At 39.8% G+C, this 20680-nt stretch carries 19 protein-coding genes; 13 read left to right on the forward strand and 6 right to left on the reverse strand.

Going from position 1 to position 20680, the window contains the following annotated elements; all coding sequences use genetic code 11:
• Positions 1-278: 278 nt before the first annotated feature.
• The 3 genes from H148_RS0112395 to H148_RS0112405 all read right to left on the reverse strand — a co-directional run bounded on the left by H148_RS0112395 (position 279) and on the right by H148_RS0112405 (position 1653).
• Positions 279-596, reverse strand: a complete 318-nt coding sequence (locus H148_RS0112395; RefSeq protein ID WP_029035090.1) for a hypothetical protein — start codon at positions 594-596, stop codon at positions 279-281.
• Between the two features lie 57 nt (positions 597-653).
• Positions 654-1007, reverse strand: coding sequence for a DUF4870 domain-containing protein (locus tag H148_RS0112400; protein ID WP_029035091.1), 354 nt, complete (start codon positions 1005-1007; stop codon positions 654-656).
• A 136-nt stretch (positions 1008-1143) separates the two neighbouring features.
• Positions 1144-1653, reverse strand: coding sequence for an outer membrane protein (locus H148_RS0112405; RefSeq protein ID WP_029035092.1), 510 nt, complete (start codon positions 1651-1653; stop codon positions 1144-1146).
• Between the two features lie 311 nt (positions 1654-1964).
• On the opposite strand from H148_RS0112405, the gene H148_RS0112410 reads away from it, so the two are divergent.
• Together H148_RS0112410 and H148_RS0112415 are read left to right on the forward strand one after the other, a co-directional pair.
• Positions 1965-2729, forward strand: coding sequence for a LytR/AlgR family response regulator transcription factor (locus tag H148_RS0112410; RefSeq protein ID WP_029035093.1), 765 nt, complete (start codon positions 1965-1967; stop codon positions 2727-2729).
• Positions 2707-4830 (forward strand): tetratricopeptide repeat-containing sensor histidine kinase, encoded by a 2124-nt coding sequence (locus tag H148_RS0112415; protein WP_051286427.1) that lies wholly within the window; start codon positions 2707-2709, stop codon positions 4828-4830. The genes H148_RS0112410 and H148_RS0112415 overlap by 23 nt, the downstream gene beginning before the upstream one ends.
• Positions 4831-5254: 424 nt before the next feature.
• Here the strand turns inward: H148_RS0112415 and H148_RS0112420 are convergent, their stop codons facing one another.
• Entirely contained in the window at positions 5255-8539 is a 3285-nt protein-coding gene (locus H148_RS0112420) for an amidohydrolase family protein (RefSeq protein ID WP_029035095.1), read from the reverse strand.
• Between the two features lie 438 nt (positions 8540-8977).
• Between H148_RS0112420 and H148_RS0112430 the strand changes: the two genes are divergently transcribed.
• From H148_RS0112430 to H148_RS0112470, 9 genes are all read left to right on the forward strand, one after another.
• Positions 8978-9370 carry a hypothetical protein gene (locus tag H148_RS0112430; RefSeq protein ID WP_156877252.1) on the forward strand — a complete coding sequence of 131 codons (393 nt, stop codon included), beginning with the start codon at positions 8978-8980 and terminating at the stop codon, positions 9368-9370.
• A 25-nt stretch (positions 9371-9395) separates the two neighbouring features.
• Positions 9396-9827 (forward strand): hypothetical protein, encoded by a 432-nt coding sequence (locus H148_RS17835; protein ID WP_051286429.1) that lies wholly within the window; start codon positions 9396-9398, stop codon positions 9825-9827.
• 82 nt (positions 9828-9909) lie between these two features.
• The gene (locus tag H148_RS0112440; protein ID WP_029035097.1) at positions 9910-11478 is read left to right on the forward strand and encodes an outer membrane protein assembly factor BamB family protein; all 1569 of its coding nucleotides are present in this window, start codon (positions 9910-9912) and stop codon (positions 11476-11478) included.
• 114 nt (positions 11479-11592) lie between these two features.
• Positions 11593-12153 (forward strand): outer membrane beta-barrel protein, encoded by a 561-nt coding sequence (locus H148_RS0112445; RefSeq protein ID WP_029035098.1) that lies wholly within the window; start codon positions 11593-11595, stop codon positions 12151-12153.
• Positions 12154-12228: 75 nt separating this feature from the next.
• Complete coding sequence (locus tag H148_RS0112450) at positions 12229-12717, forward strand: hypothetical protein (protein ID WP_156877253.1); 489 nt, start codon at positions 12229-12231, stop codon at positions 12715-12717.
• A gap of 190 nt (positions 12718-12907) precedes the next feature.
• Positions 12908-13471 (forward strand): hypothetical protein, encoded by a 564-nt coding sequence (locus H148_RS0112455; protein ID WP_029035100.1) that lies wholly within the window; start codon positions 12908-12910, stop codon positions 13469-13471.
• A gap of 492 nt (positions 13472-13963) precedes the next feature.
• A complete protein-coding gene (locus H148_RS0112460; RefSeq protein ID WP_029035101.1) occupies positions 13964-14830 on the forward strand; it encodes a hypothetical protein in 867 nt (288 codons plus the stop codon).
• 164 nt (positions 14831-14994) lie between these two features.
• A complete protein-coding gene (locus H148_RS17840; RefSeq protein ID WP_029035102.1) occupies positions 14995-15363 on the forward strand; it encodes a hypothetical protein in 369 nt (122 codons plus the stop codon).
• 141 nt (positions 15364-15504) lie between these two features.
• Positions 15505-16704 (forward strand): porin family protein, encoded by a 1200-nt coding sequence (locus tag H148_RS0112470; RefSeq protein WP_029035103.1) that lies wholly within the window; start codon positions 15505-15507, stop codon positions 16702-16704.
• Between the two features lie 179 nt (positions 16705-16883).
• Here H148_RS0112470 and H148_RS17845 read toward each other — a convergent pair whose 3' ends face one another.
• The gene (locus H148_RS17845) at positions 16884-17510 is read right to left on the reverse strand and encodes an alpha-ketoglutarate-dependent dioxygenase AlkB (RefSeq protein ID WP_051286435.1); all 627 of its coding nucleotides are present in this window, start codon (positions 17508-17510) and stop codon (positions 16884-16886) included.
• 184 nt (positions 17511-17694) lie between these two features.
• Here H148_RS17845 and H148_RS0112480 point away from each other — a divergent pair, with 184 nt between their 5' ends.
• Complete coding sequence (locus H148_RS0112480; RefSeq protein WP_156877254.1) at positions 17695-18885, forward strand: LVIVD repeat-containing protein; 1191 nt, start codon at positions 17695-17697, stop codon at positions 18883-18885.
• Positions 18886-18912: 27 nt separating this feature from the next.
• Here the strand turns inward: H148_RS0112480 and H148_RS0112485 are convergent, their stop codons facing one another.
• Positions 18913-19821 carry a mechanosensitive ion channel family protein gene (locus H148_RS0112485; RefSeq protein ID WP_029035105.1) on the reverse strand — a complete coding sequence of 303 codons (909 nt, stop codon included), beginning with the start codon at positions 19819-19821 and terminating at the stop codon, positions 18913-18915.
• Positions 19822-20103: 282 nt separating this feature from the next.
• Here H148_RS0112485 and H148_RS0112490 point away from each other — a divergent pair, with 282 nt between their 5' ends.
• Positions 20104-20346: a hypothetical protein gene (locus H148_RS0112490; RefSeq protein ID WP_029035106.1), complete on the forward strand. Its 243-nt coding sequence runs from the start codon at positions 20104-20106 to the stop codon at positions 20344-20346.
• Positions 20347-20680 lie beyond the last annotated feature (334 nt).

Here is a 20680-nt window from a genome sequence, read left to right on the forward strand (position 1 = left end):
GGCTCCCTCTGGTCGAAAGAACAAAAAGGTAAAAATGATATTTAAAGAAGAAAATTTAAAGATTCACTTGTCAGACTGACCCGTACCAAAGGAAGGAGTAGTCGAAATCCTGATGTTTTAATTTTTTTTTCTAATCCTAATCATTGAACGTTAATTGCCACAACCACTACAAATACAAACGTAAAATGGATGAACAGTTTTCACTGTCCATCCACTTACCAGATCTGAAATCCATTCCCCCCAAATAATTTCAGATCATTACTTTAGAATGGTTAATATTAAGCTGATCCTTCTTCACTGCAGTCAATTGCCTGAATTTGATCAAAGGCCTCCTGGTAATAATCCCCCCAGTAGGGACAATCGTTGAATTCATCATAAAAATCAAGTAAAGCGTTTTTATAATTTTCACAGGTCTCCGGACTGGGATTTTCGGCATATGCCGACAGAGCATCGTTTACCGGGACATATTCACTTTCAAAGTTATTGCATCCGGCAATTTCATCATCTGTTTCTTCGGAGTCATCGCCTGAACAGGATTGGAAACTTAAAAAAGTTACAAACATGATCATTGAAAGGATTGTAGATTTTATTTTCATAATTATGGTTTAAATGTTTTTTGAATTCGGTTGGATAAGATTTTTTGATCAAATGCTTCAAATATTTCTGAACCATTCTTCGAATTTATTTCCCAGAACAGGTACAGATTTTACCTTTCCGTTAATGGCATTTACCAGTCCCATGATCCACAAATACAAGAGGAAAAGGGAACCAAAGAAACTCACCAACCATCCCAGGATTGGGATCATTCCCACGACGAAAAGGGCGAGTCCACATACAGTAAGTCCTAATGATTGCTTGATATGATAGGCTGCAAAAGGATCTTTCTTGTCCTTATTCATAACAAAGGCTACTACCAGACCGATAAGGGTCAAATAAGCTACGACAGCAATTGTTATATCATCTGTTTCGTGGTTCTCGGTTTTAGCGTGTGTATTTCCGGTTTCCATAGTATATTTTTTTAGGATTCAAAAAAGGTGTTTTTAAGTACTGTTTATGCCGCCGGATTAATTCTTTTAAAAATTGTTGCTCTTGATTCGGTTCATTGCCGGGCAATTTCCCTGCCCCTGCTGTAAATCAAAATCTTTAAAGATTGAATTTCACACCGGCTGCGAGTACCAGCTGACTGCCGTCTATGATGACATATTTCGCTTCAGCAAAAGGTGTAATGCTACTTCCAATATTGAAATTCGCCCCCGCACCAAGGTTTAGACCAAATCTCCCGTCACTGGCTTCCATTGAAGAACCTCCAAAAGGCGTCTCGTCAAAATCCACCGAAACATTCGTGTAATTAAGTCCGGCAATACCATAAAATCCCAGGCTTTCGCTATTCATGAAGTAGTAATTTGCATTCCCATTTAATTCCCACCAGTTAACATTAATTCCAGATTCATCTTTTGGAAGAAAATATATGAAGCCGGGGGAAATAGTGAGATTTTCCATGACCGGGAATTCAGCATTGACGCCAATTCCAACATTTTCTATTTCAGTTCCATAAGCGACCATTCCGCCAATACGGGTATCTGTTTGGGCATTTGTCATAAAGCAACTTCCAATTAACATCAAAGCGGCGGTAAAAAGTAATTTAGTTTTCATTCTCTAATAGTTCAAAGGTTAGTGTTTTTCAATTTTTCAGAAGTAATTATTTCTGATTGATTGGTGTAAAAGTCTGAATTTTAATTACTTCTAAGGATGATAAATTAGTGAACAGGGGATGTGGATTAGTAAAAACGCCTCCCTAATTATTTAAGTTGGTTTTGAATACAGCTTATAAATTTTGCCATAGCCTAATTCATACACCGCTTACCCTAATGAATAACAGCATTTTATCCATTAAATTTTTAATAGATCATTTAGAAAACCTACATTTATTAGGAAAACCATTCACTTTTTGAATTAATTCCAGAATGAGAGTAGCAATTGTAGATGATGAAGTACATTGTGTGGAGGGGATGGTCCTCCATATAAAAGGTAAGTTTCCTGAAGCCGAGATCGTCTTTAAAGGGACCAGGCCCGAAGATGCTTTACTGTCTATACCCAAAGTAAAGCCCGATCTATTATTTTTGGATGTGGAAATGCCGGGAATGAATGGCTTTGAATTGCTCGATCAACTTTCCACAGAAAATTTTGATGTAATTTTCACCACCGCATACAGTCAATATGCCGCACAGGCTTTTAAAGCAAATGCTGTTAATTACCTTCTTAAACCCATTGATGAAACCGAATTTGAAACGGCGGTTTTACAGTGGAAAAAGGAGAGGGAGATGAAGAAGAACCTTTCTTCTGAAAAAATGAATGAATTACTGGATCATATGAAAAGAGAAGGGATCCTGAAAAATAAAATAGCCGTCCCGGTGACTGAAGGTTTTGAGTTTATTGAAACAAATGAAATTTTATATTGCCAAAGCCAGAATAATTATACCTTATTATTTACTGTTGATAACCGGAAACTGGTGTTAAGCAAAACCCTGAAGGAATTTGAAAAATTACTGGAAAAATATTTTTTTATCCGTATTCATAAATCTTATCTCATCAACCCGAATTATATGAAAAAGTATTATCGGAATGATGGGGGATATCTTGTGATGCAGGATGGAAAATCCATTCCGGTAAGCAAAAATAAAAAGGACCTGATCACGAATTTATTTGATGCAATTACCAAAACAGCCTGATATTACTAATAAATTTTTCACTCACCCGGGATCTCATTTGAGCTCTCCGGAGAAACCCTGCAGGCCCCTGTTGCTTATGGGTTTCGTATTGGTCTTTCTTTTTTCCATTTCAGGGTTTTCCCAGTCCCGTCTTGACAGTTTAAAGACTTCTTTTGAACAGGAAGCGAATGATTCCCTGAAGGTGGTTTACGGACTTCAAATGCTAAGAGAGTTCCACCGAAATGAACACGAAGAAGAAGAAGAGTATGCACTTGCGCGTGACATTATCCAACAAGCTTTAAATACAGGAGATTCTTTACTCTATGCCAGGACACTGGACAACCTCGGGCTGCTTTACAGGTATCATCAACGATATGATGAAGCTTTACCACTGCATATAAAGGCTTACAACCTCGTTGAAAATGAGGATGTTGAGCCGGTCCATAAAATGATCTTTGCAAACAACGCAGGCGTGGCAGCTCGTTACGATCAAAGATATGATACAGCGGTTTCTTATTACATGAAGGCGTTGAAAATAGCAGAAGAGGAGGAAGATCTAAGGAATATCGCAATTGCCAGCAATGGGATTGGAAATACATTAGGCAATATTGCCGGGCGACAGGACGAGGCTTTAAGTTATTACCAACGTTCCCTTGAGGCAGAAAAAGAACGTGGGAACAGTCTCGGAGTAGCAATGAATTATCTGTCTATTGGGGACTATTATATTGATAAAAGAGAATTTGAAACTGCCCGGGAGTATCTTGATGAACTGCTCGCGATCAATCAGGAAAGAAATGATGATTATGGTCTTGCTATAACCCATGAATTCTACGGAAAATCTTATCTCGAGGAGGGGGAAGACCTGGACCGGGCTGCTACATATTTTGAAGATGCACTTAATAGATTCGAGAAGTTGGGTGATGCCCATCGCCAGGCTCAGATCCTGGAAAACCTGGGAGATGTACATTTTAAGCAGAATGAACTTGTTCCTGCCGGGAATTATTATCAAAGATCATTGGAGATCGCAAGGGAGTTGAATCTGCATGGCTTGATCATGCAGAATTCCTATCGGCTGGCCGATATACTTGAAAGGCAGAACCAGGCTTCCGCTGCTTTGCAATACCTCAAACAGGGGAAAGCATACGAGGACAGCATTAAGATTACAGAACAAAATGTTGAGATAGCTGCCCTTATCCGGCAGTATGACATTGAGAAAAAAGAAGATCAAATTCAGTTACTGGAGAAAGACAAGGCCCTGCAGCAAACCCTGTTGGACAATCAGCAACAAAAACTGGAGCGGCGCAGGATCTTTATGTTACTCATGGGTATTGGCCTTTTCTTTATTTTGGTGATTTTCTTGTTGCAATACCGTAACATTCAGATGAAAAAGAAGGTAGATGCCCGTATTTTAAAAGAAGAAAAGGAGAAAATGAAAGCGATTTACGAGCGCAACCTTGCACGGGCAGAAATTCTTGTCACACGCCTTCGTATTAATCCCCATTTTATCTTTAACAGCCTTAACGCCATCACTTACCTCATACAAAGTCAGCAGAATGCAAAAGCTATGAAGTACCTGGTGGTCTTTAGTCGTTATACCAGGATGGTACTTGAAACTTCCCAAAAACATGTGGTTCCTTTATCTGAAGAACTTCAGTTAACCAAGTATTATCTTACCTTGGAAAAAAATCGTTTTGAAAAGGATTTTACTTTTGAGGTGCGGGGAGAGGATTCTCCGGAAATTGAGAATGTGATGATCCCGCCGTTACTGCTTCAACCGCTGATTGAAAATGCCATTTGGCACGGCCTTCTTCCCAGTAAACGTGATACCAAAACTTTGCTCTTGGAAGTAATTCCTGAAGGTGAAGATATCCAGATCATTATTGATGATAACGGAGTCGGCAGAACCTGTACAGAAAAGAAAACTCACGAAAAAGACCATAAAAGCATGGGCATGCAGATCATAAAAGAGCGGATAGATCTTTACAACAAAAGTTATTCGGGGAATATAGATTTTGAGGTCATCGATAAAAAAGACAATGAAGGAAATCCTGAAGGAACCAGGATAGTTTTTAAGCTGAAGCAAAAATCCTTTTCGGAAACCCCGGTGGAGATTTTATCTTGATCGGGAAATCACTGGTTATGTAGCGCCCTAAGAGGGCTTTTGTTTTTTCTTTCTTTTTTTAACCCCTAGGTTAAACTCCGTGGCTATATATCTTTCGCTTGGAGAGTTCTTCGTCCTGCCACAATTTTCTTCTACAATACTCCCCTCCTTCGGAGGGTGCCTACAGGGCGGGGAGGGTTTGGGCTAAAGCCATTAAAAATTGTCATTTTAGGACCTCCGGCTTTAGCCGGAGACAATTCATATGTTTAAATAGTAATTGTTCAAAAATTGAATTGCCCACACCTTTAGGTGTGGGATAAATAGAAATATGTTCCTGGGCTTTAGCCCAAAGAAAAAGCCGAAATCCAAAGGATCCCGGCTTTTTATCTAAATAAAGTCTAATTTCTAACAGCGCAGCGATCTAATTTCTAGCAGCGCCAGCGGTCTAATGAGCCATACACCCACCATGCGTATGTCCTTCCTCATGCCACCCAAATGAAGGATCGTACTTATTGTTTTCCCAATAGAAATTTCCTCTTTCCTTCAAACGGTTCCCGATCTCATTCATGTTACTCGCGTCATAAAGTCTTCCGTTTACCATAGTATAGATGATCGTGTTGGTGTTCTGGATGTCGTCCAGCGGATTCTCTTCCAGTACAATTAAGTCAGCCAGTTTGCCTTCTTCAAGGCTTCCAATCTCGTCGCCCAGGCCGATGTATTCTGCCGGATTAATAGTAGCGGTCTTCAGCGCTTCCATGTTGCTCATTCCGCCCATCTGGATCAACCATAGTTCCCAGTGTGCCCCAAGTCCCTGTAATTGTCCGTGGGCACCCATGTTTACTTTTACACCAACATCAGAAAGTTCTTTGGCAGTTTCTGAAACCAAAATGGGTCCCTGCTCATATTCTTCTTCAGGAAGTTTGGTGCGGTGTCTTGAACGGGCATCGACTTCAGCTCGCGGAGTGAATTCCAAAAGTTTTTCATTCTCCCATACATTGTGTTTGTCGTAGAAATAATACTCTCCGTTTATTCCGCCGTAGTTCACGATAAGGGTAGGAGTGTAGCCGGTATTGCTGTTGCCCCACAAAGTCTTGATATCCTTATAAACCGGTGCAATAGGAATATTATGTTCGATCCCGGTATGCCCGTCCACGATCATATTCATATTGTGCAAAAAGGTACTTCCACCTTCGGGCACTACGTTCATGTTAAGTTCTTTTGCAGCCTGCATTACCTGCTGGCGTTGCTCGCGGCGTGGTTGATTGTAACTTTTTACCGATGTCGCGCCAAAAGCTTTGGTCCGTCTTAATGCAGATCTTGCGTCTTCCAGGCTGTTGATCTCGGCTTTAAAGTCTCCCTCGGCCCCGTAAAGGATGATTCCGGTTGAATACAATCTCGGTCCCACCATTTCCCCGCTTTTGATAAGTTCGGCCATTCCGAAGACGGTTTCACTCAAAGCTGAAGGATCATGCGCAGTTGTAACTCCATACGCAAGGTTTGCAAACGCCGGCCAGTGTTGTTGCGGTGTCAATCCATATCTAAAAGCTCCAATGTGAGCATGTGCATCAATTAATCCGGGCATGATGGTTTTACCTGCCACATCGTAAACCTTGGCGTTTCGCGGCACATTTACTTCGGCAGCATTTCCTATCTGCACGATCATGTTGCCTTCGATCACAATACTTCCGTTTTCGATCACTTTTTCATTATCCATGGTGATGATACGTGCGTTAGTGAAAGCAATTGTCCCGGTAGGCACATCTGTTTTTACTTTCAGGCCGATCTTTGTTCCCTGCTCGGTGATCGGCGGAATAGAATCCACTGAGTTCTCTAAAAAGGTAAAACGCTCGGTAATTTTGTTAGTGAAATACTCATCGCCCAGAGTCCAGTGTACATTCTGGCTGTTGTTCGACCAGTGGATGTTGATCCCTGCATCTTTCGCCAGCTGACTCACCGGGACGGTTTTACTGTCAGGTCCTATTTCCACGGCTTTTCCAGCCATAATCAGCGGAGCCACATAAGCTTTGTGCAGGTTGCTGAAGGCTACCCATTTATTGTCGGGGCTTGGTACCAGGCGACCACCGTATTTGGATTCCATGTGCGTGCGCTCGTCCATTCCGTTGAGGTCGATACTTTTAAGGGACTTGGTAAGATTACCAAACATATAACCTCCGGTCTGAAACAAAACGCGGTCATTGTTAGTGTTAAACATGGCAAATTCCCCCTCGTCATTGATCTTTCTGATGTTCTCTCCGGAAGCGTTCATCAGGTAAATTCCCGGATTCTTTGTAAAAGTTCTTCCCAAATCTGAATTTCCACCTTCCTTGTTAAAAACGATCATACGACCATCACTTGAAAAAGAAGGGTTTCTGAAAATGCCTTTTTCAGCAGTAAGTTTTTTGGCGTTTCTGCCATTAAGGTTTATCGTTCTTACAGCGCCCATGTTGTCGTCGCTCCAGGTCACATAAACTATACTCTTTCCGTCGGGAGAAAAAGCAGGTTCAAACTCGAATTCTTCCGCATTGGTGATCCTTTCGGGAGTTCCATTGGGAAGGTCTTTCTTCCACAGGTAACCCACGGCATTGAAAACAAGGGTTTTTCCGTCTGGTGAAGTTACTGCATGACGGATTACCTTCGGATTAAATTCTTCAGTGAACACCTCGTGCTGCGCCTGGTGTGTTTCTGCGATCTTAATGGTGTTGTTGACCTCAAACGGGATCTCAGTACTACTGGTGTTTTCAATATTCGCTTTTTTGATCTTTCCTTCACTCCAGAAAACGATTTCCTCACTGTCTGGCGTCCAACCGAAGCCTGGATAAACTCCAAAAATAGCCCAGGCTTCCTGCTGATCTTTACTCAGCTGATCATGAACCGGCCATTCTTCTCCTGTTTCCAGGTCGTGAATAAATAGTACAGATTTGGTTCTAACGCGTTTTACAAAAGCGAGCTTTTTTCCGTCAGGTGAAACCTGCGGTCTTGCTGCACCACCGGGACCTCCGGTTACACGATCAATCTCTCCCGTTTCAAAGTCATAACGGTTGATCACGTAGATCTGTTTGTTAGGATCCTTGTTGTACTGGAATGCGCCTCCCGGATACATATCCTGGCTGTAGTAAAGGTATCGGCCATCGGGAGAAATGCTTGGTTCATTGATATCCTGTTGTTCGTTCTTTTTTTCAACAAGCTGAATTCCTGCTTTTCCTGCACCAATGTGGTACATCCACATTTCACCGGCTCCAAGGGAGCGGCCGGAGGTAAAGTGCTTTCGGGCAACGAGTGCATTTCCGTCGGGCATCCAGACGGCGTTGTTAAGCAGCCTGAAATCTTCATGAGTGAGTTGCGTGGCGTCGCTGCCATCTGCATCCATGATCCAGATATTGTCTCCGCCGCCGGCATCGCTGGTAAAAGAAATCCTGGTTCCGTCGGGGCTAAAGCGCGGTTGAACGTCATAGGCCATTCCGCTGGTAAGGGCAGTGGCTTTTCCGCCGGAGATGGGCATGATGTAAATATCTCCCAGCAGGTCGAACACGATTTGATTCCCGTCGGGGCTTACGTCGAGGTTCATCCAGGTGCCTTCATCGGTGTTAAGAGGCACTTCCTTGATTTTCCAGTCGTCTGTATAGGGATCATTCACATCCCATTTTTTATCGTCTTTTTTCTCTTCTTCCTGTGCAAAAAGGACCGAAGAAGACATTACCAGAAGCAATGCCAGTAGGTGTTTATAAAGCATGTTTTTTTAGGGTTTTTTAATAGCGCTAAATATAAGGAATGTTTTGGGTTTTTAAACAGGGCTGCGGAAGTTGATATTATCTAAGGGCGGGCAGGAGAGAAGAACCGGCTTGGGGTTATAAACCGGAATTTTTTCAGCAGAAGTGAGGTCGAATTTTTTTCCAATCTCCCCATCACATTTTTCTCAAAGATTTAAGAAAATTTTATAATTTTGATACATAGCTGTATCACCTCTTCTGTCCTACCATAAGCCGGCTGAGCTGCTAATTAACAACTGGCTTTTATTATGGTAACAATTACTACACCTTAGACCCGGGTTTCCCAGTCCTTCGGGATTAACTTCAGGAATCTGAAGCCTTCTTTTGTCCTTTCCGGAAAGGGGAAAATCTGGTATTTCAGAATGTACGGAAATTTCCAATATTTTATTATTTGTGTAGAAATGAAAAGAGTAATTAGTCTTTTGCTCCTAAGCATTACACTGGCAGGTTGCGGAGTTTTATTCCCCTGGCCGGAAGGCAACTATCCCATGACTTCGTTTTATGTGAAAAATGCTTCAGATAAACCGGTTGATTTTGAAGCTACAGTAATAAAACAATCCACTACAACAGGACCTTTTACGATGTCGGTCCCATTTACTGTTAATCCGCAGGACAGCGTTTTAGCCAGGCAGGTAGGCTTTAGGAAAGATGCAAGACCCAATACATGGTTTAGAGAATTCAGAATTTCTCCGCTGGATGGTGTGAAGACCAATAATCCATACAAACCCGAAAACTGGAAACAAGGAAACGATAGTAAGGGCAAAACCACTTACACGTTTATAATAGCAGAATGAAATAAGACACTAATAATTAACTGAAATGAATAAAGAAAATTCAAAAAAAGGAACAATAGTCGGCTTTGGAGTTGGTGCAATATTTTTTGCGCTGTTCTTTTACGGAGCGCAGCAATTTTTTAAACCGGACCTTGAATCTGAATTAAGGGAAGTCGCACTGGAATTAAATAAGCAGACTCCAATGCAGATTGACCCTTATATGCGATTAGACAGCGCTTCCTCAAAAGGAAAAACAAACTTTATATACTACTACACGCTTTTTGATACAGAAAAATCTGAAGTGAACCTGGATACCGTCAATAAATACCTTCGGCCAACCCTAATTGAAAATATTAAAAACAATCCCGATCTCAAGGTATACCGGGATAACAATATTAGCATGGACTACAAATACTACGATAAACACGGAGTGTTTGTCACCGAAATTTCTGTAACTCCCGATCTCTATAAAAATTGATAGGAGATATCAATTACAGAAAAAGAAAAATCCACTGTTAAAACAATTTGTCCAATATTTTGACGAATTAAAAAATGAAGCAATGAAAAAGATCAATATTATTTTCAGTTTTATGTTCCTTATTTCGCTTCAGGCTCTTGCTCAAAAAGATCCGGAGGTACTTTCTAATTCAAAAGAAGTAGGAAAGAATTTGCTCACTATGCAGCCTGTCCGGGCAAATGAATATACTTTTCAGGACAGAATTCATGATTTTCAGGTTGATACAGTTAATGACCGTATCACTATTCAGCTAAGAGGCCTGAGTAAAAATGGAAAATGGTTGGATAACAGGGGTAGAGTAGTGCGCTACGATACTGAGGGAAAAAGAGTTCTTTGGTCAAAAAAGATCATATATCAAACCGAACATCTTGAACAAACGGGAGGAGTGACCCTTCACTCAACAGGCAGGAAAAGTTATTCCCTTGACAATGCGACCGGGAAGGAACTATGGGAAATAAAAAACTTCCTGCTCTTTGCCGATGCCGTGGACAAAATTGGGATTGGCTATAAGATCCAGCCTTTAAAAGCTAAAGAAAACACACTCGAAGGGATCGACCTTACAAATGGACAGCCCATCTGGCAAAGAGAAGTCAGCCGTGAATACGGCTGGAATGAAGTATTCTATTTGAATGACTCCACTTTACTTATAAGTGCTTCGGGGCTTCATGCAGTAAATATTTTTGATGGCACAGGATGGCATTACAAAACTGTCACGGGGAAGAAGGATTATACGGCTGCGGCAGTAGGCACCGGCCTGGGAATTGCGGCAGGACTTTTAACCGGAACATACGCCGTCTCAACCGGGCACAACCTGGTTAGAGATGTGGTCTCCAACGTACTTGTAGATAGTGCTAATATTTATTTCGCTTCGAGGAAAGAGCTCGTAAGACTTAACAAGAAAGGAGAGGTTCTTTGGCAAAAGGGCCTTCCCGATGATATGACCAGTAAATCCATGATTTTCCGGTCGGGTGATGATCTGGTCATGGTAAACAGAGGCTTTGCCTCTATGGGGTATCGGCAACTGGATTTTGGCACCCCTTTTATCGCTGCCTTTGATATTCACTCAGGAAATCAAAAGTATCTGAAAAACGTTGGAACCGGTAAAAAAGATATCATCAAGGCAGTTGATCTAAAAGATGGGGAGTTATCCTTGGTATTCAATGATCAGGTTTCCAAATTTTCAGTGGAAGATGGGCAGTTGATCGGGAACAAGAAATTTGATACCGAAGTTTATGGCGAGCTGAATTATTTTATCGGGGAACAGGTATTTGTCGAGAAAGATAATTCGTATCAAAGTCTGCTAAACATAGATCCGTCTAAACATTATCTCTACACGGGCACGGGAAGGATCCTGATCCTGGACTCAAACCTTGAGCTTGTTGATGAAATTAAAACTGAAACAGAAGATATTTACGTCAACTATCTAAACCGGGAGGACAAACGTTTTCTTGCTAAGGAGAATAGAACTTTCGTGATCGATACCAACGGAAAAACAATAGCTGAATTTTCGGCATCGGGCAACTCCATCTTCCTGAACGGGAAACTTTACGATGCACAGGAAAACGGCTTTTTGGAAATCGATCTTGATAATATTATTAATAATAGCCTTTAAGTGTAGCTGATAAAAACTTCAACTGTTACTGAATTTCCATTATAGCCCGTATCACCCTGAAATACCGTTTACAAAACAAAACCTTAAATAATCAATTAATATTGTTCACCCCCAATGAAAAAAATACTAATTATTATCTGCACAATTTTAGCTTCAACCCAGGTTCAGGCTCAGATTAAGGAAAAGGCCATTGATGTTTCCATTGGTCTTGGGCTAAGTGCACCTTATGACGGATATGACATCATGGGGACCGGATTTTACGCACAGGGAGAATATGTACTAAGCCTTAACAATTGGGTCGACCTTAGACCTTATGCCGGGGTAATTTTGACAAAGGTGCGGGAAGAAGACATTGATCAATATCGTCCCGAATTAAGATCGATTGCAAACGCCTTTCTCTTTGGTGGAAAAGCACGGTTCACTGTACCAATTCCCTGGATTGCACCTTACGTGGAATTAGGAATTGGCGGCTCCGTTGGATCTTTTGAGACCTATACCCTGGATACAACTTTAGAGGATAACGGTTTCCTTGTACACATTCCTTTCTCTCTGGGATTAGAATTGGGTCCCCGGCATAACGTAAATATTGAATTTACCTATTACTATCACAAAAGTGTGCAACAGTACGCGGGAGCAGCCGCTTTTGGGCTTACATTTCCTATTGGGAATGATTAGAAGGTTGTGCTAACCGAATAAAGAAGAACGTAATTTAATCTCGAAATAATAATGAATAAAATCTTTTACCTGTTAATGATTCTGATTTTAACCGGTTGTGCCGGGACAGTGAAAACCGCCAGATATCAGGATGACGCGAATCCTGAATTACGGAAAGCTTATATTGTTTCTACTGAAAATTCACAGTACATAAAATTCAAATTCGGAAAAATAACACCCTTTGGTTATCTCTCACCTGTAGATGACGCCGCCGAAAAGAATGAAGTAATCGGAAATACCGACACCATTATAAAACAGGAACTGAAAAAATACGGAATTGAGTCGGTCATTGGAAAAAAAGGAGATGTGCCCGAAGATTTTGATTTTATTGTAGAATACAGTGATACCTGGAGATGGGATTTTAAAAAGATCCTGGACAAACTGGAGATTGCTTTTATATCTCCCGACGGAGAGAAATTGCTGGCCAAATCTACCTTCAATATTTACAAAAATAAGGAACTACACAACTTTCCAACCCCCGAAAAGGAAGTGCCAAAGATGATCAAAGAGTTGCTGAAGAAATAGGTTTCGCCCCTTTTTTTCCTACTGAACAGGGTTCTTAAAAGACATCTGCAAAAAGCCTTTTTTGACAGGTAATTCATCAATTTTTGCCATTTTTATGATTTAGAAAAATTTTTAAATTTGACAGTTCGCTGCCCGCTCCCTTTCTATAAATAGAATGTCGGTAGAGTCACCGGGCCCAGCACTATCTAAGATGAAAAAGATCCTCATTATAATTTTTGCAATTTTAATTTCAAACCGGGCTCAGGCTCAGTTTATTGAAGAACAGTCCCATTATATTTCTTTAGGTCTTGGAATGAGTGCGCCTTATGACCAGATGGATTTGATTCAAAACCCCGGAGTTTACGCACAGGGTGAATTTGTGCTGAGTCACGCAGACTGGATTGATTTTAGACCTTACGCCGGACTTATATTGACAAAGTTCAATGAAGTTGACCCCGAAGAAGTGGAAGAAAGGTACCGGTCATCGGCTAACGCACTACTCATTGGCGCAAAAACCCGGATTACTGCACCTGTTCCCTTTGTCGCACCTTTTTTAGAAATTGGAGTAGGTGCCTCTCGTGGTTCCTTCGAAACCTTTACCCCCTATACGAGCATAGAGAAGAGCGGAGTATTTTTCCACATTCCTGTCTCCCTGGGATTAGATTTTGGGGACGAAAATAATTTCGATTTTAAGCTTACCTACTATTTCCATAACAACCTGAAACAATTTACCGGCGCAGCTGCAATAGGGATTTCATATCCTGTAGGTTATTGATTGACTGGTCAATGATGGAGCCTACTTCTTTTCTCTTGCTTCTGTTCACACACAATGGATATTTCAAGCAGAATTGCCGGTAGAGGTTTAGGAAGAATATTTATTTCATTTTTGAGAGTCCTCAATATGAGGAATGTTAGGGGGTTTATCTTTTGGGTGGAGTGGAGGGTAACAATTTGAAAATTTTTATTAGATGGACCGTTTTTCAAAGGAAAATTAAGTTATTTTTAACAAGTCTCTGCATTTCATTTAATTTTCCTTGAAGTATAAATCCACACAGTAATTAAACTGATGCCTTTGTAAATTCCCCAGTGGCAGTTATTTAAACAAACTAAGTCATAATACAAATAGAACTACAATTTGAAGAGGGAGTGGGAAAAACTAATAGGATATCGTTACATATTATTTTAATACTATAATCTAACTGAATTCAATAATTTACGTCAGCAACATAAGTTCACTTTTTTACTAAATAATATTTCAAGGATTACAATGAGTAAGTTTTATAAAGAGCTCAGATTAAATAGGCCTGTATGCGTAGAACTCTTGTGCAAGGAATGTGGAAATAAATTTTCTACAGAATTGGATGTTCAATTCAAGAGTGGAGAAAATCATTTTCAGAGTAGTGATAATCTTTATTGTAGCTATTGTGAAGAACCTTATGAGTACATGTTGAAGTATGACAATAGTAATCTCTCAATAGAATTTAAAACTAATGAGCTTTTCGGAGGCTTAAAATACAGTAATTCAATTTCTTTTGAAGAGTATAGAACGGCTACTCCTCAACAATCCAAAAAATACTTCTTCTTAGAATTAGAAAGATTGCAGAAAATTTTAAGGTTAAATTCGATAGAACCTGATGTTGAATTAGCCAAAAGAAGATTAGTATTCTCTGGAATAATTACATGTTTAGAAACTTACTTGGGTGAAATTTTCAACCAGATTGTATTTCATTCTTCCTATACTTTAGAAGTATTTGTAGCCAATTACGAACCGTACAAAAAGGAGAAGATAACCGTTCATGAAATTTTCACAAAACATAACTCATTAAAATTAAAAGTAAAAGATGATTTAGATAATTTCATATTTCACAACGTTTCTAAGCTAATTAATATCTTTAATATTTATGAATTCGAACTTCATAATTTTGAAAAGATAGAAAGGATCGCTATACACATTCAAAAACGTCACAATTTTGTTCACCGCAGCGGAATAGATAAAGAAGATAATCTTCAAGATGTTCTTAAAACTGAGATCGATGAAGTTATTAAGGATGTTTCTCTTTTTGTAGAATATATTGACAATAAAATTATCAGCAAATTTTTGCTGCAATACGATGATGACGAACTTCCTTTTTAGATTATGAAAAAATTCTCCTCCGTCTTACCTTATTAATGGTTCCTTCAATTTTTTGCTAAGGTCTATTCCAACAAATTAACGGCTGTGGAGAAGAAAATAAACCCTTAAAACAACCTGATAGCATTGCCAGTAGCCTTTACATTAATTACATAGGTGGTGAGGTGATGCTGATATTTTTTTACAAAATCGTTGGCACCGACACGAATGCAAATGGGGAATTGGATTACAAGGATCACAATGCCCTGTACATAAGCGGGATCGACGGTAGTGACTTTAGAAGTATAAATCGGGCAGGGCAGTTGCTTCAGGATCATGAGGTGCTTCAAGCAGTGAACCGTCTTTACTTCAGAAGTATGGATGATGTGAACGATAACGGCAAACTGGATGCAGGTGAAAAGCTGCACTATTATTATCTCGACCTTGCTTCTGAAGCATTAAAAGTCACAGCATACTTTCCGGTAAAAAGTGGGGGAAGGGACCAACTTCTACCTTCTAAAATCGCACTTCCAAATGTCATTTTTGAAGCCTTTTAATTTTCCCATCTTCTTTGTTTCCAAATCTCCAAAAAGAACCTTTTTCGTAGGAAATATCTTATTTTTAAAAAATTTTCAGAATAGTGGCAATTGTCTCAGGAAATTAGAGCTGCTTCACTAAAAAAGTATATCAATACAGGTATGAAATCAATCCTTACTAGTCTCGCAATTGCACTAATTTTTAACTTTAATTCTTACTGCCAGACAGGTTATGAAAAAGGCTACTTTATTAATGATAACGGGGAAAAAGTTGAGGGCCTAATAAAAAATGCCGATTGGAAGAACAATCCTGTAGAATTTACTTTCAAACTTTCTGACGATGATCAGCCCCAAGCCTGGACGATAGGATACGTAAAAGAGTTTGGTATCAATGGAAAAACTAAATATTTAAGAGCAACTGTCAATATTGACAGGTCCAGTGAATCCCTCAAGTCGCTGGACAGGGCCAGCCAAACGGCCTTTGTAGAAGAGCAACTGTTCTTAAAAGTCTTGATCGAGGGAAAAGCGAGCTTATATTCCTATGAAGATAGAGATCTAAAGAGGTTCTTCTTTAAAACTGAAAACCTGGGACTTAGACAGCTCGTTTTTAAAACTTACCTGACGAGTGCTAACCGGGTTGCAGAAAATAACCATTATAAACAGCAGTTGTTGAGTGAGCTCAAATGTTCAGGATTATCAGGAAAAGAGATTGAAAAAACAGATTACAGATCGCGGGAACTTATTGATCTGTTTACTCAATATAATGATTGTGAAAACGTTGAATTTCGGCAATATTCACCCAATGAGGGCAAGACTAATTTCCAATTAAGCCTCAAGGCGGGAATTAAAAACTCAGCTTTAGAGATTGCGAACAGTGAATCTTCTGCACGAGATACAGATTTTGGTAGTAAGATAGGTTTTAGGATTGGATTAGAGGCAGAATTTATTTTGCCATTTCACAATGATAAATGGGGAATATTAATTGAGCCGACTTACCAGAGCTTTATTTCAGAAAAGGAAGGAATAGGTTTAGATTCCAGGGTCAACTACCGTTCTTTAGAAGTGCCATTTGGGATAAGACATTATATGTTCCTTAGTGAAGTTTCAAAATTGTTTGTCAATGGTCTAGTTGTAATGGATCTTGATTTTAACTCCACATTTGAATTTACCAGGCAGGGTGCACTTTCTTCCCTGGATATTAACCCTGGCACCAACCTCGCCGTAGGATTTGGATATAACTACAATAACCAATATAGTGCTGAAATAAGATATTATACCCCAAGAGATCTACTGACGAATTACGGTCCCTGGGCTTCTGATTACAACACCCTAAGTCTTATTTTTGGGTACACCTTATTCTAGAATGTGATTGAATAACCTCCAAAAATGTCATTTTTGCCACCTCTTCTGTAGCAGTACCGCCAGAGACTGTTTCGTAACTTCCACTATCCAGATTCTACCTTCCAAAAATGGCAATTTTAGACTTCTTCTCAAGATAGAATTCAGATTAAATCGCCAGTAATTGGGTGAACCTGAAAATATCAAGACTTGATACCAAAATGTTCCCGTAACATTTGCGCCACCTTTCCTTCGGGATTTATAGGTTTCACTTTTTTCGGCATCACCTTTCGATAGGTAATTGATAACCTTCTTTCTCTATGTTGAATGGTGCCGGCAATATTATCTTTTTTTCGGGGAGGAATAGCGTGATTATATTTATACCTTGCCTCATCCTGCATCACATACAAGGAACGCCGGGGGATTTCCACATCAACCACTTCCCCTCCTTTAATCTTTATAAATCGCATGATGCAACCACTGCCCAGGTTAATACCACAAATTTGATTATCAAAATAGTTCCTGTCCTTATGTGGCCTTATTCCCTGTCCCGGGGAATATTCGTTAATGATCACCTGGTCCGGCTGGTATTGTAAAAGTTTTTGTTCGACAATTGATTCTGATAAGCTGTAAATAGCGGGAGGAATAGGAATTGGAAATTCCACCAGGTCGTATGGCTTTTCCAATTCATTCCTGTATCCATAATATTGTAGCCTCCTGTCGTAGTCTACTACCCAGGGTTGAGCATCAATTTCAGTTATTAATTCCTCTTCTAATGATTTACTTATAAAATCCCGATACAATTCTAATCCCGGCACTAATGCTTCCATAATTATTTGATTTAAAGGTCCAGTAATAAGTTGAGAGTGGTAACTAAAGGGAGGCTAATCAATAATTTAAGCAAAATATTCAGGATAAAAAATTTGTGTGATTGCTGAAACTCTAACAATTATAAAGCGGAATAATAATTGTGAATTACCTGGCTTAATTCATCCTATAAAAATTTTCAACGCCTTGAAAGTAAAAAATCATCTCCATCGGTACAATCAACAGGATCCAATGAACAGGATTTTTTCTTCATCATTAATTGTTCTGTTGATATTTCTGTTCCTGACAGGTTGTTCTAAAGACGATGAAACTGAACCGGAGACTCCAAGAGAACCTGAGACGGAAATACCTGCTTTTGAAAAAGCTTCTTCTTTAAGCATACAGGGTAATTCCACCTCCGATGTTTGGGGATTCAGTCAGGCAGGTAAGGAATATGCTGTAGTAGGAGATATGAGTGCTGAAAATTTTAATTTCTCGATTGTAGAGGTTACAGATCCTTCAAGTCCGGTAATCGTTTCAACTACTTCTTATCCTGCTTTTGATATGAAGGTATGGCAAAACTATCTCTATGTGGTCAACGGCCGTCATGACGAGACCGGAGAGAACCCGGGGATGATATATAATATTCAGGATCCCGCTAACCCTGTAGCTGTGGGTGCTTTTCCCTCCACCCACAATATATTTATTGATAGCCAGGGTTATTTATATCTTTCGGGGGGACATCACATGATAGACAACGAGGTACAGGAATTTGGCATTACGATTTACGATTTGAACAATAATCCTACAGAATCACAATTAGTATGGAGTTCTACTTTATCCCCATCTCACGACATGGCGGTAATTGGAGATAGGATGTATGATTTTCATGGGGAGATGGGAACTTTTATTTATGATGTTTCCAATCCATCTGCCCCCGTTCTGTTAAGTACTTTGGCGACCGATAAGGGTTATGACCATAGTGGCTGGCCTACAGAAGATGGAAATTATCTTTTCATAACAAATGAATTTGCGGCTTCTTCTCAATTTGGTTTTACCACCCTGGGAGGTCCCGATATTGCCATCTGGGACATTTCAGATTTATCGAGTCCTTTAAAAGTGGGAGAAATCCACGATAATTCTTCGCGGGTCCACAATTTGTATATAGTAGATGATCTGGCCTATGTTTCTTATTATAGTGCCGGCCTTAAAGTATTTGACGTGGTTGATCCTGAAAACCCGGTGTTGCTTTATGAATTTGATACTAATGGTTCTATTGGCGCAGGATCTGAAGATGGATTCAATGGTGCTTTTGGAGTTTATCCTTTTAGCAGTGCGGGTAATATTTATGTAAGCGATATAAATTCAGATCTTTTTATTTTCAAGTCTGACGGGTAAACCAGAAAATTTTAAGAAGTAGTACATCTAAATTTCATCTTCAGATTTTCGAAACCTTACCGGAAAGTCTTTTTCGGGTCCGTAAAGTTTCAGCTCCTGAATATTTGCCGGTAAATAGAATCCGTTCTGTTCAAGGGCCTCTTTTACTGCACGTATGACATTTCCTTTTTCTATTAATGCTATTCTTCTATAATCCTTGGTATTCACCCAAAAGAATACTTTTAAGTTTACCGTACTGCTGGCCAGTTCATCCTCAATCACGAAATTCTGGTGATCCCCGTCTTCAAACACATCGGGCTGGCTCTGCAGCACTTCCATTATCAAACGTTTCGCTTCCAGTATATTATTTTCATAGGCAATTCCCACCACGAAATCCCATCTAAAATAACCATCTTCCGTAAAATTGGTCACGGGGTCTGTAAGCACATCGCTATTGGGAATGTAAACATCTCTACCATCAAAGGTCTTTATTTTTGTATACCGAAATTCCAGGGCCTTAATTTTTCCGAAGTTGTCTCCTACCTGCACGGTGTCATTAATATTGAAAGGCCTGTTGAAGGAGAGGATTATACCTGCAATGAAATTTTCACCTATATCTTTAAATGCAAATCCCAAGACCACGGCGCTCGCCCCGGCCGCAGTTAAAAGCCCGGTTGCTATTCCGCCTAAGCCCGCAGCCCGTAATCCTATCATGATTGCAATAATAATAAACAACAAGCGTATGGATTTCCCGAGGAATTTACTCATTAGAGGATCCTTTGTCCTGTTCGAGATCCTGGCTTGTGCAAAATTTCCAATCCAGGTTCCCAGGAGCACGCCCAGGATAATTATGAATAGCCCCATTCCGATTAATGGAAGCTGCTCAATCAAACCATCGTAGAAGTTTTCGAAGGATTCGGTAACAGTGGTCATGGTAATTTCTTGAGATTCCTGCATTTCTTTAAAAATTTCTTCAAGATACTACTAACCCGAATGAACTATTATTAAAATAGTGTTAGGATGTTGGAGGGCAGGATAGTGTCAAAGTTTTTGACCTTTTCTCTAAAATCCCGGTACATTTTCCGCCAAACCATCGGGAATAGTGAAAAAGTTCTACATTCTACCTTCTAAATTCGTAAATGAACCGGGGGAGGTCTAGACTTCAAAATTCTACCTTCTAAAAACGTACTTTAAAAATGTCATTTTTGATTATCTTTAGGAGGATCTTAATTCCTGATTATGAAAACAATGACCTGCAGACAATTGGGAGGTGCATGCGACCTGGAATTTCATGCCAGTACCTTCGAAGGAATAGCGGCGCAGAGCAAACAGCATGGAAGAGAAATGTTCGAAAAGGGTGATGAAGCCCATCTCACGACCATGAATAACATGAAAGCACAAATGGCTACTCCGGAGGCTATAAGTGCCTGGTTTGAAGGTAAAAGAAACGAATTTGAGGCTCTTCCCAACAATATAATTTAGAAGAAGATTTATTTTATATTTAGGAACATCAGGTCCTGAAACAGCTAACCCGTCAATTCGAAATTGCCCGTCACGATGGGTAAATCTTCCCCTGCCAAAACAGGGTGCAGGTTGTGATCGGAAAAAAGAAATCGGGAATAGGGCTTTTTTAGCCATTATTGCAATACCACTTTTAGAAAAACAATTCATCCTAAAAAACCACGGGTTGGTTAAATCTTGAGTATTTAAAGAGTTCTACGCAGCGGTTATTAGGATTTCCCTTCCCAGGACTACAAAAATTTTCTTATATTTATAATAATCATTTGAAAATCAACATTTTCAAATGGTAGCATAT

This window comes from Salinimicrobium terrae DSM 17865, assembly GCF_000424665.1.
GTDB lineage: Bacteria > Bacteroidota > Bacteroidia > Flavobacteriales > Flavobacteriaceae > Salinimicrobium > Salinimicrobium terrae.

Excerpts from the sequence above, each read along its gene's own strand:
- H148_RS0112470 (WP_029035103.1), top strand. The coding sequence starts at position 15,505 with ATGAAATCAATCCTTACTAGTCTCGCAATTGCACTAATTTTTAACTTT.
- H148_RS0112490 (WP_029035106.1), top strand. The coding sequence starts at position 20,104 with ATGAAAACAATGACCTGCAGACAATTGGGAGGTGCATGCGACCTGGAA.
- H148_RS0112455 (WP_029035100.1), top strand. The coding sequence starts at position 12,908 with ATGAAAAAGATCCTCATTATAATTTTTGCAATTTTAATTTCAAACCGG.
- H148_RS0112440 (WP_029035097.1), top strand. The coding sequence starts at position 9,910 with ATGAAAAAGATCAATATTATTTTCAGTTTTATGTTCCTTATTTCGCTT.
- H148_RS17845 (WP_051286435.1), bottom strand. The coding sequence starts at position 17,510 with ATGGAAGCATTAGTGCCGGGATTAGAATTGTATCGGGATTTTATAAGT.
- H148_RS0112410 (WP_029035093.1), top strand. The coding sequence starts at position 1,965 with ATGAGAGTAGCAATTGTAGATGATGAAGTACATTGTGTGGAGGGGATG.
- H148_RS0112395 (WP_029035090.1), bottom strand. The coding sequence starts at position 596 with ATGAAAATAAAATCTACAATCCTTTCAATGATCATGTTTGTAACTTTT.
- H148_RS0112430 (WP_156877252.1), top strand. The coding sequence starts at position 8,978 with ATGAAAAGAGTAATTAGTCTTTTGCTCCTAAGCATTACACTGGCAGGT.
- H148_RS17840 (WP_029035102.1), top strand. The coding sequence starts at position 14,995 with ATGCTGATATTTTTTTACAAAATCGTTGGCACCGACACGAATGCAAAT.
- H148_RS0112415 (WP_051286427.1), top strand. The coding sequence starts at position 2,707 with ATGCAATTACCAAAACAGCCTGATATTACTAATAAATTTTTCACTCAC.
- H148_RS0112485 (WP_029035105.1), bottom strand. The coding sequence starts at position 19,821 with ATGCAGGAATCTCAAGAAATTACCATGACCACTGTTACCGAATCCTTC.
- H148_RS0112420 (WP_029035095.1), bottom strand. The coding sequence starts at position 8,539 with ATGCTTTATAAACACCTACTGGCATTGCTTCTGGTAATGTCTTCTTCG.
- H148_RS0112460 (WP_029035101.1), top strand. The coding sequence starts at position 13,964 with ATGAGTAAGTTTTATAAAGAGCTCAGATTAAATAGGCCTGTATGCGTA.
- H148_RS17835 (WP_051286429.1), top strand. The coding sequence starts at position 9,396 with ATGAATAAAGAAAATTCAAAAAAAGGAACAATAGTCGGCTTTGGAGTT.
- H148_RS0112405 (WP_029035092.1), bottom strand. The coding sequence starts at position 1,653 with ATGAAAACTAAATTACTTTTTACCGCCGCTTTGATGTTAATTGGAAGT.
- H148_RS0112450 (WP_156877253.1), top strand. The coding sequence starts at position 12,229 with ATGATTCTGATTTTAACCGGTTGTGCCGGGACAGTGAAAACCGCCAGA.
- H148_RS0112445 (WP_029035098.1), top strand. The coding sequence starts at position 11,593 with ATGAAAAAAATACTAATTATTATCTGCACAATTTTAGCTTCAACCCAG.
- H148_RS0112400 (WP_029035091.1), bottom strand. The coding sequence starts at position 1,007 with ATGGAAACCGGAAATACACACGCTAAAACCGAGAACCACGAAACAGAT.